The 14434-nt window shown below is 62.2% G+C and carries 13 protein-coding genes; 9 read left to right on the top strand and 4 right to left on the bottom strand.

Translation table 11 applies throughout. The features are described from left to right. The first annotated feature begins 14 nt into the window (after window positions 1-14). On the top strand, window positions 15-1124 hold the full coding sequence (gene queG / locus FVE66_RS16240; protein WP_421830026.1) for a tRNA epoxyqueuosine(34) reductase QueG: 1110 nt from the start codon (window positions 15-17) through the stop codon (window positions 1122-1124). 1125 nt (window positions 1125-2249) lie between these two features. On the opposite strand, the gene FVE66_RS16235 is transcribed toward queG, so the two are convergent. The 3 genes from FVE66_RS16235 to FVE66_RS16225 form a co-directional block, all read right to left on the bottom strand. Continuing rightward, window positions 2250-3140: an AEC family transporter gene (locus tag FVE66_RS16235; RefSeq protein ID WP_151448488.1), complete on the bottom strand. Its 891-nt coding sequence runs from the start codon at window positions 3138-3140 to the stop codon at window positions 2250-2252. A gap of 68 nt (window positions 3141-3208) precedes the next feature. After that, on the bottom strand, window positions 3209-3799 hold the full coding sequence (locus tag FVE66_RS16230; protein WP_151448487.1) for a response regulator transcription factor: 591 nt from the start codon (window positions 3797-3799) through the stop codon (window positions 3209-3211). Between the two features lie 238 nt (window positions 3800-4037). Further along, window positions 4038-6035, bottom strand: a complete 1998-nt coding sequence (locus FVE66_RS16225; RefSeq protein ID WP_151448486.1) for a sensor histidine kinase — start codon at window positions 6033-6035, stop codon at window positions 4038-4040. A gap of 189 nt (window positions 6036-6224) precedes the next feature. On the opposite strand from FVE66_RS16225, the gene FVE66_RS16220 reads away from it, so the two are divergent. From FVE66_RS16220 to plsY, 7 genes are all read left to right on the top strand, one after another. After that, window positions 6225-7238: a TRAP transporter substrate-binding protein gene (locus FVE66_RS16220; protein WP_151448485.1), complete on the top strand. Its 1014-nt coding sequence runs from the start codon at window positions 6225-6227 to the stop codon at window positions 7236-7238. Between the two features lie 143 nt (window positions 7239-7381). Next, a complete protein-coding gene (locus FVE66_RS16215; protein ID WP_194164404.1) occupies window positions 7382-7951 on the top strand; it encodes a TRAP transporter small permease in 570 nt (189 codons plus the stop codon). Then, the gene (locus FVE66_RS16210; RefSeq protein WP_151448483.1) at window positions 7948-9231 is read left to right on the top strand and encodes a TRAP transporter large permease; all 1284 of its coding nucleotides are present in this window, start codon (window positions 7948-7950) and stop codon (window positions 9229-9231) included. Before FVE66_RS16215 ends, FVE66_RS16210 begins: the two co-directional genes overlap by 4 nt. A 149-nt stretch (window positions 9232-9380) precedes the next feature. Continuing rightward, window positions 9381-9878 (top strand): methylated-DNA--[protein]-cysteine S-methyltransferase, encoded by a 498-nt coding sequence (locus FVE66_RS16205; protein WP_151448482.1) that lies wholly within the window; start codon window positions 9381-9383, stop codon window positions 9876-9878. Further along, the gene (gene xerD, locus FVE66_RS16200; protein WP_151448481.1) at window positions 9875-10780 is read left to right on the top strand and encodes a site-specific tyrosine recombinase XerD; all 906 of its coding nucleotides are present in this window, start codon (window positions 9875-9877) and stop codon (window positions 10778-10780) included. The genes FVE66_RS16205 and xerD overlap by 4 nt, the downstream gene beginning before the upstream one ends. Window positions 10781-10890: 110 nt before the next feature. Continuing rightward, window positions 10891-11376, top strand: a complete 486-nt coding sequence (ybaK, locus tag FVE66_RS16195; RefSeq protein ID WP_151448480.1) for a Cys-tRNA(Pro) deacylase — start codon at window positions 10891-10893, stop codon at window positions 11374-11376. Window positions 11377-11403: 27 nt separating this feature from the next. Next, entirely contained in the window at window positions 11404-12012 is a 609-nt protein-coding gene (gene plsY / locus FVE66_RS16190; protein ID WP_151448479.1) for a glycerol-3-phosphate 1-O-acyltransferase PlsY, read from the top strand. Window positions 12013-12103: 91 nt separating this feature from the next. Here plsY and tsaD read toward each other — a convergent pair whose 3' ends face one another. Next, window positions 12104-13126: a tRNA (adenosine(37)-N6)-threonylcarbamoyltransferase complex transferase subunit TsaD gene (gene tsaD, locus FVE66_RS16185; RefSeq protein ID WP_151448478.1), complete on the bottom strand. Its 1023-nt coding sequence runs from the start codon at window positions 13124-13126 to the stop codon at window positions 12104-12106. 182 nt (window positions 13127-13308) lie between these two features. Between tsaD and ybiB the strand changes: the two genes are divergently transcribed. After that, a complete protein-coding gene (ybiB, locus tag FVE66_RS16180) occupies window positions 13309-14268 on the top strand; it encodes a DNA-binding protein YbiB (protein ID WP_151448477.1) in 960 nt (319 codons plus the stop codon). Window positions 14269-14434 lie beyond the last annotated feature (166 nt).

Genomic DNA, 14434 nt, shown 5'->3' with positions numbered 1-14434 from the left:
AGAGGAAAAATACCGTGTTCATTGTGCAAGACCCGCCCTCCACCGACCTGCCCGCGCTGGCGCTCGCCATCAAGGCATGGGCGCGCGAGCTTGGTTTTGCCGAACTGCGCATCGCGGATGTCGACCTGTCCGACCGCGAACCGGGTTTCGAAGCATGGCTGGCCGCCGGCTATCACGGCGAGATGGATTATATGGCAGCCCACGGCAGCAAGCGTACCCGCCCGTCGGAACTGGTGCCTGGTACGGTGCGGGTGCTCACTGCGCGCATGGATTATCTGCCGGCTTCAAGAGGCGACGACTGGCGGACGGTCGAGCAGGGCCGCTTGCGGCAGCCCGGCGACGCCATTGTCTCGGTCTATGCCCGCGGCAGGGATTACCACAAGGTGATCCGGCAACGCCTGCAGCAGCTGGCGACCAGGATTGAACAGGAAGTGGGGAAGACAGCGTATCGGGTGTTCACCGACTCCGCCCCGGTACTGGAAGTCGCGCTGGCGGAAAAGTCGGGGCTGGGCTGGCGCGGCAAGCACACGCTGCTGCTCAACCGCGATGCCGGTTCGATGTTTTTCCTGGGCGAGATTTTCACCGACCTGCCACTGCCGGTGGACCAGTCCGTCACCAATCACTGCGGGCAATGCAGCGCCTGCATCGATGCCTGTCCGACACAAGCCATACTGGGCCCGTACCGGCTGGATGCGCGGCGCTGCATTTCCTACCTGACGATCGAGCTCAAGGGCAGCATTCCGGTCGAGATGCGGCCAATGATTGGCAATCGGGTGCTTGGCTGCGACGACTGCCAGCTGGCCTGCCCGTGGAACAAGTACGCGGGGCGTGCCTCGCTGCCGGACTTCGACGCCCGCAACGGACTGGACCAGGCGACGCTGGTCGACCTGTTCGGCTGGAGCGAAGATGATTTCAATCGACGGCTGGAGGGTAGTGCGATCCGGCGTATCGGGCATGAGAGATGGTTGCGCAATATTGCGGTCGGACTTGGCAATGCTGCAGTCAGCGGTCTGCGCGGCGCGCCGGACATCGTGGCCGCGCTGCGTGGCCGGCAGGCGCATCCGTCGGCCCTGGTGCGCGAGCATGTGGAATGGGCGCTGGCGTGTCATGGTGCTGGCAGTTGACCGGCGCATGACGAGAATGCTTTTTCTCCGCAGCAAGAGCGTCAACGGCCGAACGACTTTGTAGCTCCCTCCCTTTCAAGGGTTGAGCCTTACCCATAACCGTGGTTTTGTGGTTTTTTGGCTTGCGGGTCGTGTGGCTGGGTTTGTTGTTTGTGGTTGTGAAGCCGGGAGACACCCCGGCGGGTGTGTTTCTTTCTTTTGAAAAAAGAAAGAAACCAAAGAAAAGGAGGTCAAAACCCACTTGGCCAACGCCCGCTTCGAACGCCAACCAGACTCGGACGCCTGGGCCGAACCAGTGCGACGTTCGCGAGGAAGGTCCTGCCACACGCTCGCCTCTGACCGGGATCAGTCAACCCGCTTCAATGCCGCCGACCGCACACTCTCGCTCGTTGACTCCTAATTATTTTCGAAGCCGCTAATTGGGTCTTGTGGTCGGGTTGCCTGGGGCCTGATCATTTCCCAATGCGTGATTGACAGCGTAGACCGGCGCACGCCACTAACGCTCCCTCCCTTTCAAGGGGAGGGCGGGGGTGTAGCAGGGGTTTCGGGCAGCATGCTGCCCGCCTGCGGAACGGTCTGCGCTTGCAAGCGCAGACGCTCCCTGCAAGCGGGGATGGGGTCAACGCAAGGTATTACGGCGTTCCGCCTCTCCTTGAACAGGCCCGTCGCCAATTTGAAGCTTCGAAAAACATTAAGAGTCAACGGTGCGCCGGGCATCGGTATAAGACACTTCATGGGGTTGGCTGATTAGGTAAGCGGCACACAGCCGAGGGATCATCTCTCGCGAACGCCGCACTGGATTAGCCCAGACATCCGCGTCTGGTTGGCTACCGAGGCGGGCGTTGGCCAAGTGGGTTTTGACGGTGTTTTCTTTGGTTTCTTTCTTTTTTTAAAAGAAAGAAACACACCCGCCGGGGTGTCTCCCGGCTTCACAACCACAGCCATCAAACCCAGCCACACGAACCGCAAGCCACCAACCGCAGAACCACCAAACCACTCACCCACGGATACGGGTAATGCTCAGCTTTCAAGGGGAGGGAGCGTTCTTGGCGTGAGCGAGTCTACGCTGTCAATCGCGATGTGGGTAATGACCAGCCCTTGACGGAAGAGCGCGACATCCGACTCTCAACGCGTCGCCAGCAGCCACACCGGCAGCGTCAAGGCTGACAGCACGGTGCCGGCCGAGACCAGGAATGCGACGAAAGGCCCGTTGCCGCCCAGGCGAGCCGCGAGTACGTAGGCGCTGGCGGCAGTCGGCAGTGCTGCATACATCACGACTATCTGCAATTGCAGGCCAGTCAGTCCTGTCCATTGCGCGAGAAGCAGCGCCATCGCCGGATAGGCCACCAGTTTCACCAGGATCAAGTAGGCCGCGAGGCCTTTTCCCTCGTGCAGTCCGCCCAGCCGCAGGCCGGCGCCCACCAGCATCAGCCCTAGCGCAATCGAGGCGTTGCCGATTCGTGACATCGTGATCTCGACCACCTCCGGCAGATGCAGGCCGGCGACATTGAACAGCAGGCCGCTGACAGTCGCGATCAGCAGCGGGTTGCGCGCCAGTTCCTTCAGCAAGCCGCCGCCACGGTGCACCAGCGCATGCACTGCCGCCACGTTGCAGATGGGTATGGCGAACGCCATGATCAGCGCCATCAGCGAGGTTCCTTCGTTGCCGCCAAGGCGGTAGGCGAGGGCCAGCGCGATGTAGCTGTTGAAACGGAATGCCGTTTGCACGCCCGATTCGAACATCATCGGCCCGGCGCGGAACAGGCGTTTGGCGAGCCAGGCCAGTGCGATGGCGCAAAGCAGGCCAGCCATGGATACCTGCAGCATTTTCCCGGCGCTGATGAAATCCATCGGCGTTCGCGCGGTGGAATAGAAAAGCAGGGTAGGGAACAGGATGAAATACACCAGCTTTTCCAGGCCGGCCCAGAACTCGTCGCCCCATTTGGTGAACCGCATCAGCAGCACGCCCAGCAGGATCATGGCGAAATCGGGAAGCAGGATGAGGGCAATGGACATGCGGGGCAATCAGTCGAACGGAGGCGACATGTTACCCGATTGCGTGCTGCGCCCCGCGTGCGGCGGGTTCACTTGAGCAGGCGCGCCAGCTCCACCGCGGTCTTGACGTTCATCTTGTCGAAGATGTGCGCCCGGTGGACTTCGACCGTGCGCATGCTGATGCCGAGCTTGTCGGCGATCACCTTGTTCATGTTCCCTTCCAGGATCAGGTCGAGCACTTCGCGCTCCCGCGCCGACAACGTCGTCAAGCGCGCCTGCACTTCGGCCGACTCGGTGCCAGCGCGCGAGGCGGCCAGCGCTTCCTGTACCCGGTCCATCAAGGTGTTGTCATTGAACGGCTTTTCGAAAAAGTCGAAGGCGCCGCGCTTGATGCTGTCGACGGCAAGCGGAACATCGCCATGCCCGGTCAGGAAGATTACCGGCAGGCGCGCCACCAGTCCGCGCGCAAGCAGCGTATCGAACAGCACCACGCCGGACATTGAAGGCATGCGGATGTCGAGCAGCAGGCAGTCGCCGTCCGGGTCGAAATGCAGCGGCGCGTCGAGCGATTGCAGGAATGCATCCGCCGTGGGGTAGGCGGTGGCCTTGATGCCGCGCGTGCGGGCCAGCCAGCCGAGGGCGTCGCGGATTACTTCTTCGTCGTCAACTATGTGCAGCATCGTACCGTAGTGAAAAATTGAACTGATCCGGGAAGCGGGTTACGAAGCTCGTCGCGCGCATTACGTGGGGCGTTGGGCCGGCGCACAAGTGTAACTGGCTTTTTCAACAATTTCATTTCAGGTACAAAAATGGCATCTGAAGACCTGCATGGCGCCCATGAGCGGCGCAGCAGTCGCGCTCCGGCAATGCCGCCGGGCGCCAGTAACGGTGGTTCCAAAGATTCGAACTAGCCGTTCGTTACTGCCGGCGCTGCGCGCCGGCAGTCGCCGGGATCGAGAACCTGAACACGGTTCCCCCTCCCGGATTGGCGGCCTGCGTCAGTGTGCCGCCATGCGACTCCACCACTGTGCGGCAAATGTTGAGCCCCATGCCCATGCCTTCAGCCTTGGTCGAGAAGAAGGGCGAGAACAGCCGCTCGGCCACCTCTTCCGGAATGCCGTGTCCGCGGTCGGTCACCAGCACTTCCACCGCCGGCGTATCGGCCGACGAGTCGCGCCGCACTGCCACCCGCAGGCTGCGCCGTTCGGGCGCCACGTCCAGCATCGATTCAATGCCATTCCGGGTCAGGTTCAGAACCACCTGCTCCAGCATCACGCTGTCGGCCAGCACCGGCGGAAGTCCCGGCTCGATGTTGAGCTGCACCGACACATAGGCCTCGCGCGCTTGCAGTTCGACCAGCGGCAACAGGCTCTCGACCAGCTTGCCGATATCGACCGCTTCGCGTGCCGGTGCGCGCTTCTTCACGAACGCATGCACGCTGCGGATGATGTGGCCGGCGCGCTGCGCCTGCTGGTTGGCCTTTTCCACCGCATCGCGCAACAGTCCTGGATCGGCCGGCTTGCCGCTGTCCAGCAAGTTCAGCACGCCGGTCGTGTAGCTCGAGATCGCCGCCAGCGGCTGGTTCAGTTCATGCGCCAGCGTCGACGCGATCTCCCCCATGCTGGCAAGGCGCGCACTGGCCTGCAGTTGCTCCTGTTGCTGCCGGCTCAGGTTCTCGACCCGGCGCAACTCCGAGATGTCCAGTAACGAACTCATCCAGCCGGTCTGCCGTCCGCCGTCCATCAACGGCGATTCGAACACCAGCACCGGGAAGCGCTCGCCGTTCGAGCGCTGGAAAACGGTTTCGAATTGCGGCGTTGCGTGGCCGGCCAGCACCTGGGTGAACCTGCCCTGGTATTCCTCCATGGCTTCCGGCGCCCAATAGGGCATGGGCGGACGCTTGCCCACCAGTTCCGAGGCGGGCAGGCCGACCATTTCGCAGAATGCCGGATTGACATAGGTGATGCGCCCTTCCAGGTCGCGCGCGCGCAGTCCGGTCAGCAGGGAATTTTCCATCGCGCTGCGGAACGACACCTGTTGCCGCAGCGCGCCTTCTGCCGCCAGGCGGCGCCTGATGTCGCGCCATAGCGCGGCCAGGCTCCATGCCAGGCTGAGCGACAGCGCAATCACCGAGCCGACCAGCAGGTTGGGCAGCAAGCCCGGCGCGCCCTTCAGGCTGTTGGTGCGCAGGCTGAGGTCGACACCGGGCAGGTCGAGCGCCCTGGTGTGGGTGTACACGTTGCGCCCGGGACCGCCCGCTGCCCGCTTGTCGATCACGGCCTCGTCATTGTCGATCAGCGCGATCTCGTTGTCCTGCGCGAACCACCACGGCACCAGTTCGTCGAGCATGCGCGAGGTCGGATAACTTGCGACCAGGCTGCCGGCATAGCGGCCGTTGCGGAACATCGGCAGGTGATAATCCATCAGCATGGGCGCCGACAAGCCTGGCTGGGGCGCGGGCACGCTGTATTCGCCGCGCCTTGATTTCCTGGCGCTCTCGCCTGCTTCTTTTGATTGCGGCGAAAGATCGGCTGAGGACATGCCGTCCGACGACAGGCGGACTTCGCCATCGGCGTCGAGCCAGGCCAGCCGGCGCACTTCGCGGCTGTTACGCAACAACGCCGCGACCCGGTCACGCCATTGCTGCTCATTCAGGTGGCCGGCCAGCATGTCGTTCGCCAGCAATCGCATGCTCTCCTCGTTGCGGCTGAGCTGGAAGCGGATGGTCTGTTCGACCCACAGCGTGTCGGCGATCAGTTGCTCGCGCCGTTCGCTGGCCTCGATGCGCTGTGCCTGCCAGGGCAACCAGAGCAGCGTGGCGAGGAATAGCAGCAACAGCAACAAGGGGAGCAGCCAGCGCCACAGGTTGCGACTACCGCCAAGCAGGGCGACCGAGCGCCGTAAGTCAGAGTTCATGGGCTGGAGTGTGCGAAGAACGAAAGTTTAGTGCAAGAGCGGACAGGGAAAGGGAGGGAAGCGACAGTGTACCGAATACCGCGCTTTTGCTGCACTGCATCCATTGTGGTTATCCACACTTGTTGCTGCGCAGGCCGGTAATGACAATGGGCACCCTTGAAAATGCTTACCCACAAGCGGAGCCATTTTATGAATCGTCGCACCTTGCACACTTTGTTTGCTTCGCTGGCGGTCGCTGCCACGTTCTCGACCGCTGCTTTCGCCCAAGCGCCGATCGTACTGAAATTCAGCCACGTCGTTGCCAATGACACGCCCAAGGGCAAGGGTGCCGAGCGGTTCAAGGAACTCGCCGAAAAATACACCAAGGGGCGGGTCAAGGTCGAACTCTACCCGAACAGCTCGCTGTACAAGGACAAGGAAGAGCTCGAGGCCCTGCAACTGGGCGCAGTGCAGATGCTGGCGCCTTCGCTGGCCAAGTTCGGTCCGCTGGGCGTGAAGGAATTCGAATTGTTCGACCTGCCGTACATCTTCCCGGGCAAGGACGTGCTCTATCGCGTCACGGAAGGCCCGGTCGGCAAGGGACTGTTCAAGAAGCTCGAGCCCAAGGGCATCGTCGGGCTGGCCTATTGGGACAACGGTTTCAAGGTGATGTCCTCGAACAAGCCGATGCACGTTCCGGCTGATTTCAGGGGCATGAAGATGCGCATACAGTCGTCCAAGGTGCTGGATGCCCAGATGCGCGCGCTTGGTGCCAACCCGCAGGTGATGGCGTTCTCCGAGGTGTACCAGGCGCTGCAGACCGGCGTGGTGGACGGCACCGAGAATCCGCCGTCCAACCTGTACACGCAGAAGATGCATGAGGTCCAGAAGCATGTCACGCTGTCGGACCATGGGTACCTGGGCTACGCCGTGATCGTCAACAAGAAATTCTGGGACGGGCTGCCCGCCGATGTGCGCGGCCAGTTGCAAAATGCGATGAAAGACTCGACCAAGTACGCCAACGCCATCGCCCAGCAGGAAAACGACCGCGCGCTGGACGCCGTTCGCAAGTCCGGCAAGACCAGGGTCTATTCGCTGACGCCGCCGGAAAAGGCTGAATGGCGCCGTGCCCTGCTGCCGGTGCAAAAGGACATGGAAGCGCGCATTGGCCGCGATATCATCCAGGCGGTCAACAAGGAAGCCCTGGCGTTGGGCTACAAGTAGTAAGCAGCAAGCAGTCAGGCAGGGGGCGGATGTCTCCTGTAGCCCCGGAAACGCATGGCAGCGTGTTATAAATGCCACTGCAATTCCGGGGCGTTTTTGTTGAAGGCCGTCCGCAGGACGAAAAAAAACAACGGGGAGGGAATGTGAAATTTCTGGACCATCTCGAAGAGTGGCTTATCGCCACTCTGATGGCATTGGCGACGCTTGTCGTTTTCGTAGCGGTCGTGCATCGCTACCTGTCGGGTTTTGCGATTCCCGGCCTGCAGGACTGGCTGATCCAGCTCAACACCAGCTGGGCTCAGGAACTGACCATCTTCATGTTCGTGTGGATGGCAAAATTCGGAGCTGCCTACGGCGTGCGGACCGGCATCCACGTCGGGGTCGACGTGCTGGTCAACCGCCTGAATGACAACTGGCGCGGCAAGATGATCGTGTTCGGCCTGGCCGCCGGTGCGCTGTTCACCGGCATCGTCGGCACGCTCGGCGCCACCTTCTGCTACGAGCTCAGCCATACCACCAGCACCTCGGAAGTCCTGGAACTGCCGATGTGGATGGTCTACATGGCCATTCCGCTCGGTTCCTACCTGATGTGCTTCCGTTTCCTGCAGGTGATATGGAACTTCATCCGTACCGGCGAACTGCCCAAGCACGACCATGCACACGTCGAAGGACTTGATCCCGACAAGGAAGACATCGCGGGAGCAAAAATATGAATGCAGCCATCATTTTCGTACTGCTGTTCGCGCTGATGCTGACCGGCATGCCGATCTCCATCTCGCTCGGCCTGACGGTACTGACATTCCTGTTCACGATGACGTCGGTGCCGATCGAATCGGTGGCGCTGAAGCTGTTCACGGGCATCGAGAAGTTCGAGATCATGGCGATCCCGTTCTTCATCCTGGCCGGTAACTTCCTGACCCACGGCGGCGTCGCCCGCCGCATGATCCGCTTCGCAACCTCCATGGTCGGTCACTGGCACGGCGGCCTTGCGCTGGCTGGCGTGGTTGCCTGCGCGTTGTTTGCCGCCGTCTCGGGCTCCAGCCCGGCGACCGTGGTGGCGATCGGCTCGATCATCCTGCCGGCCATGGTCAAGCAGGGTTATCCGAACCGCTTCGGTGCCGGCGTCATCACCACCTCCGGCGCGCTCGGGATCCTGATCCCGCCCTCGATCGTGATGGTGATGTATTCGGTCTCCACCAACACCTCGGTCGGCAAGCTGTTCATGGCGGGCATCGTTCCCGGCCTGATGCTGGCGTTCCTGCTCGGCCTGACCACCTGGTACCTGGCGCGCAAGAACAACTATCCGCGCATGCGCCGCGCCACCTGGGCCGAGCGCCTGCTGGCCTTGCGCGAGAGCGTATGGGGACTGCTGCTGATCGTGATCGTCATCGGCGGCATTTATACCGGCGTGTTCACGCCGACCGAAGCGGCGGCAATGTCGGCGGTGTACGCTTTCATCGTGGCGGTGTTCATCTACAAGGACATGTCGCTCAAGCAGATTCCCAAAGTCCTGCTCGATTCGGCGTCAATGTCCGCGATGCTGCTGTACATCATCACCAACGCCGTGCTGTTCTCCTTCCTGATGACCAGCGAGAACATCCCGCAGGAAATGGCGGGCTGGATCATGGACAAGGGATTCGGCGTGGTTGCCTTCCTGCTGATCGTCAACGTGCTGCTGCTGCTGGCAGGGAATGTGATGGAGCCGTCATCGATCGTACTGATCATGGCGCCGATCCTGTTCCCGGTCGCCATGAAGCTGGGCATCGATCCGGTCCATTTCGGCATCATGATGGTGGTGAACATGGAGGTCGGCATGTGCCATCCGCCGGTTGGCCTGAACCTGTATGTCGCCTCGGGCATTACCAAAATGGGCATTACCGAACTGACGATCGCGGTGATGCCATGGCTGCTGACCATGCTCGGCTTCCTGATGCTGGTTACCTACGTGCCGGAGATCAGTTTGTGGCTGCCGAACCTGCTTTACGGGAAGTGATCATCCTGCACTGCTGACGCTACCCGTCGGCAAGTTGCAAGCAAGCCCCTGGCCACCAGCCGGGGGCTTTTTTCGTTTACCTCTGTTCTCATTTTCATCCTGCCCGCAAGACAGTGCCGGCCGGGCGCTGGTTTTGCTATGCTTCCCGGATGCGAAATCACAACGACCATCTTTTCTCGGCAATCGTCCATGCGCCATTTGGCGCGGTGGGCGTTCGTACCGAGGGGGCGTTGGTGCGCGAACTGGTTTACCTGCCGCCGGGCTTTGACGAGAAGCCGGCCGAAAGCGAGCTCGCCGAACGCGTCGTGCGGCAACTGCAGGCTTATTTCACTGATCCCGATTTCCGCTTCGACCTGCCGCTGGCGCCTGCCGGCACGGCATTCCAGCGCCGGGTCTGGGACATCATTTCCGCCATACCGCGCGGCAGCCTGCTGACCTACGGCCAGGTCGCCCGAGCGTTGCAATCCGCGCCGCGCGCGGTCGGCCAGGCTTGCGGCGCGAACTGGTTCCCGCTGGTGATTCCCTGTCATCGCGTGACCGCAGCCGGAGGACTTGGCGGTTTTGCCCATTCGGACGACCAGGCCGGCTTCCAGCTCGGCGTCAAACGCTGGCTGCTGGCACACGAGGGCGCGGGCGTGCCCCGATGAGTAGCGTTGTGCAACCGGGCCAGGCGGAAATCGACGATTTTTGCGACACCCTGTGGCTGGAAGACGGGCTGTCCAAGAACACGCTCGAGGCCTACCGGCGCGACCTCGCGCTGTTTGCGGCGTGGCTGCAACGGGAGCGGGCCACCGCACTGCACGCGGCCGGTGCTGACGATGTGAATGCCTACCTTGCAGCGCGCCATGCGACCAGCAAGGCCACGTCGTCCAATCGCCGGCTGGCGGTGCTGCGCCGCTTCTATCAACTGGCCCTGCGCCAGAACCGCATCAGCGCCGACCCCTGCCTGCGCATCAGGGCGGCCAAACAGCCGGAACGCTTTCCCAAGACCCTGAGCGAATTGCAGGTCGAGGCGCTGCTGGCGGCGCCCGATACCCATACGGCTCTCGGCCTGCGCGACCGGACCATGCTGGAATTGATGTATGCAAGCGGCCTGCGCGTGTCCGAGCTGGTGAACCTGAAGTCGGTCGAGTTGGGCATGAACGAAGGCGTGCTGCGCATCACCGGCAAGGGCAACAAGACGCGGCTGGTGCCGTTCGGCGAAGAAGCCCGCGGCTGGATCGAGAAATACCTGCGGGATGCGCGCGGCGAGATCCTCGGCGGCCAGGTCGACGATGCCTTGTTCGTCACCGGTCGCGGCGGTCCCATGACGCGCCAGATGTTCTGGGTGCTGATAAAAAAATACACGATCAAGGCGGGCATCAATGCGCCGCTGTCGCCGCATACGCTGCGCCACGCCTTTGCCACCCACCTGCTGAATCACGGCGCAGATTTGCGGGTGGTGCAGTTGTTGCTCGGCCATGCTGACATTTCCACCACCCAGATTTACACCCATGTGGCACGGGAGCGCCTGAAGAAACTGCATGCGCAGCATCATCCGCGCGGATGATCCGGGCGCCGGATGCGGCATAATGCTCGGCTTTGGCGGCTTTGGCGGCTTTGGCTGGCTTTACTGCCGCCGTACTTTCCTCGTACTGTCGCTGCAACCAACACTCCCGCATGGCAAAGCACGTATCCGAAACACCCGCCACCCAGTTCCTGCGCAAGGCGGGTGTCGCCTTCACTGAACATCCTTACGCCTATGAAGAACATGGCGGCACGGCAGTTTCCGCGCGCGAACTGGGCGTGGATGAACACTGCGTCGTCAAGACCCTGGTCATGCAGGATGATGCGGCGCGTCCGCTGGTGGTGCTGATGCACGGCGACTGCAAGGTATCGACCAAGAACCTGGCGCGCCAGATCGGCGTCAAGTCGGTTGAACCGTGCAAGCCCGAAGTGGCCAACCGCCACTCCGGCTATCTGGTTGGCGGAACCTCGCCGTTCGGCCTGCGCAAGGCGATGCCGGTGTACGTGGAAAAGTCGGTGCTGTCGCTTCCGAAAATCTATATCAACGGCGGACGGCGCGGTTACCTGGTCGGCATCGATCCGGCGCTGTTGCCGTCGCTGCTGTCGGTCACGGCTGTCGAATGCGCGCTGCCGGAATAAAAAACAATGCAGTTTGAAGGGGGAGCAATGAATACATTTTTGTTTGTGCTGGCAGCCTATCTGATCGGATCGGTCTCGTTCGCGGTGGTCGTCAGCCGGTTTTCCGGGCTTGCCGATCCGCGAACCTACGGATCAAAAAACCCGGGCGCCACCAATGTTCTGCGTACCGGTAACAAGAAGGCGGCAGCGGCGACCCTGCTCGGGGATTGCATCAAGGGCTGGTTTGCGGTGTGGCTGGCGATACGGTTGGGGCCGCAGTTCGGCGTCGAGGAATCCGGCATTGCAGCGGTGTCGCTGGCGGTATTCCTGGGCCACCTGTTCCCGGTGTTTTTCCGATTCCAGGGCGGCAAGGGCGTTGCCACCGCGCTGGGCGTGCTGCTTGGCATCAACCCGTGGTTGGGGCTGGCGACGCTGCTTACCTGGCTCGTGATCGCCTACGCGTTCCGCTATTCGTCCTTTGCTGCGCTGATGGCAGCGGCATTCGCGCCGTTCTATTACGGCCTGCTGTTCGGGATCGATGGGCAGTTGCTGGCAGTAGGCGTGATGAGCGCGCTGCTGATTTACCGGCACCGCAGCAACATTGGAAACCTGCTTGCGGGGAAGGAAGGCCGCATCGGTGGCAGCAAGAAGAAGTAGTGGTTGGAAGCAGGGATTGCGACGGTCTCCGCTATGAATCAGGATATGGGTAATGCCCAGCCCATGAAACGCAGGCTCCTGCCGCAGGAACTCAGTCCAAATCTTCCAGCGGCCAGCGCGGCCGCACCGTGAAGCCATAATCCCGCCGCGCAGCATCCGGATGGCGCTGCAGCCGCATCGCTGCTGCAAAAGCGATCATCGCCCCGTTATCCGTGCAAAACTCCAGTTCAGGGTAATAGACCTTGAACTGGCGCTTCGCCGCCGCCGCATTCAGCGCCGAACGCAACTGTCCGTTGGCGCCGACGCCGCCGGCGATCACCAGCCGCTTCAGCCCGGTCTGTTTCAGTGCCGAGACTGACTTGGCCACCAGCACGTCCACGATGGCATCGACGAATGCCCGCGCCACGTTGGCCTTGTCCTGCTCGCAGATATTCGTGATCTGGTTTTTCACCACGGTCAGCACCGCGGTCTTCAGCCCGGAGAAGCTGAAATTCAGGTCGCCAGAATGCAGCATCGGCCGCGGCAGCTTGTAAGCGCCGGGATCGCCGAACTCGGCCAGTCGCGAAATGGCCGGACCGCCCGGATAACCGAGTCCCAGCAGCTTGGCCGACTTGTCGAAAGCCTCACCCGCCGCATCGTCTACCGTCTCGCCCAGCAGTTGGTATTGGCCGACGCCATCGACCCGCATCAACTGGGTGTGGCCGCCCGACACCAGCAGGGCGACAAAGGGAAATTCTGGCGGTGCAGCCGACAGCAGCGGCGACAGCAGGTGGCCTTCCAGGTGATGAATGCCGAGCACCGGCTTGTCCAGCGCCAGGCCCAATCCGCAAGCGAACGAGGCGCCAACCAGCAGCGCGCCGGCCAGCCCCGGACCTTCGGTGTAGCCGATCGCGTCGATCTGATCCAGTCCCACGCCGCTGTCGCGCAGCGCCTGCTCCAGCAGCGGCAGGGCGCGCCGCACATGGTCACGCGAGGCCAGTTCCGGCACCACGCCGCCATACTCCTCGTGCATTGCTACCTGCGAATGCAGCGCATGGCCGAGCAGGCCGCGATCCGTGTCATAGATGGCAATGCCGGTTTCGTCACAGGAGGATTCGACGCCGAGGACTTTCATGGGGAGGGGGGAGCTTCTTGCAAAGCGTCATTGTAAAGGAAGCGGGCCAGCACCGGCCTCGGGTGCCGCACGACTCGGGACCAGTTGCCGATCCGATCCTCGCCCCGGAATCGAGCGCGCATGTACGACGAATGCTTGTGCACGCGCGAGCCTGGCATGCTGTCTGCGTGTAAACTTCACCGATGACTTCCGATATCCAGGCATTCAAAGCAGCCCCTTTCATCAAGGAAATCGGCCGCGGCAAGAAAGGCGCTCGCAGCCTGTCGCGCGCCGACGCCCGGCAACTCTATGCCGCCATGCTCGACCAGCGTGTCACCGAGCTTGAGCTCGGCGGCATCCTGCTCGCCATGCGCATCAAAGGCGAATCGGTGGATGAAATCGCCGGTTTCCTGGACGCGGCCGAGCAATCCTTCGCGCTGCTGCCGGCGCCGCCCGGAGAGTTGGCGCCGGTCGTGATCCCCAGCTACAACGGTTCGCGGCAGATGCCGAACCTGACACCATTGCTGGCAATGCTGCTGGCGCGCGAGGGCGTGCCGGTGCTGATGCATGGGGTGACGTCCGATCCGGGGCGCGTGACCAGCGCAGAAATCCTTGGCGCGATGGGCATCGCGCCAGCGATGTCGGCGGATGCGGTCCAGCAATCTTTCACGAGACGGCAACCGGCCTTCCTCCCGATCGAGACCCTGGCGCCGAAAATGGCGCGCTTGCTGGCGGTGCGGCGTGTTCTCGGCGTGCGCAACTCGACCCATACGCTGGTCAAGATCCTGCAGCCATTCGAATGCCCGGCCTTGCGGTTGACCTCGTACACCCACCCCGAATATCTGCTGATGCTCGGCGAATATTTCTCGACCCTGGCGCCGGCCGGGCGCGGCGACGTGTTCCTGATGCGCGGCACGGAAGGCGAGACGGTGGCCAATCCGAAACGGGCCAACCAGATCGACTGGTTTCATGCCGGGGAACGGCAAGTGCTGGTCGAGCGCCAGGCGCCCGTCGAACAGTGGCCGGACTTGCCAGTGGGCAGTGACAGTGCTGCCACCGCCCACTGGATACAGTCGGCACTGCGCGGCGAAGTGCTGATTCCCGACGCCATACTCGAACAGACGCGACACTGTCTCTCGGTAGCGCGCGCACTGAGGGCTTGACCGCCCGCTAATTGGATTCCCGCATCGGTGAGCGGACTTGTTGCGATTTACTGTTTCTCATTATTGTCAAATAATCCAATTTGACTGAAATGAGAAACAGTTTGCCTGCCAGATCACCGCGATCCGTCATGCCGCCCACGACAAATTGGCTGCTATGGGCATGCAG

Source organism: Lacisediminimonas profundi (genome assembly GCF_008831265.1).
GTDB classification, from domain to species: domain Bacteria; phylum Pseudomonadota; class Gammaproteobacteria; order Burkholderiales; family Burkholderiaceae_D; genus Lacisediminimonas; species Lacisediminimonas profundi.
Note: the sequence above shows the minus strand (reverse complement) of the source record. Positions and strands in the feature narration are given on the sequence as shown.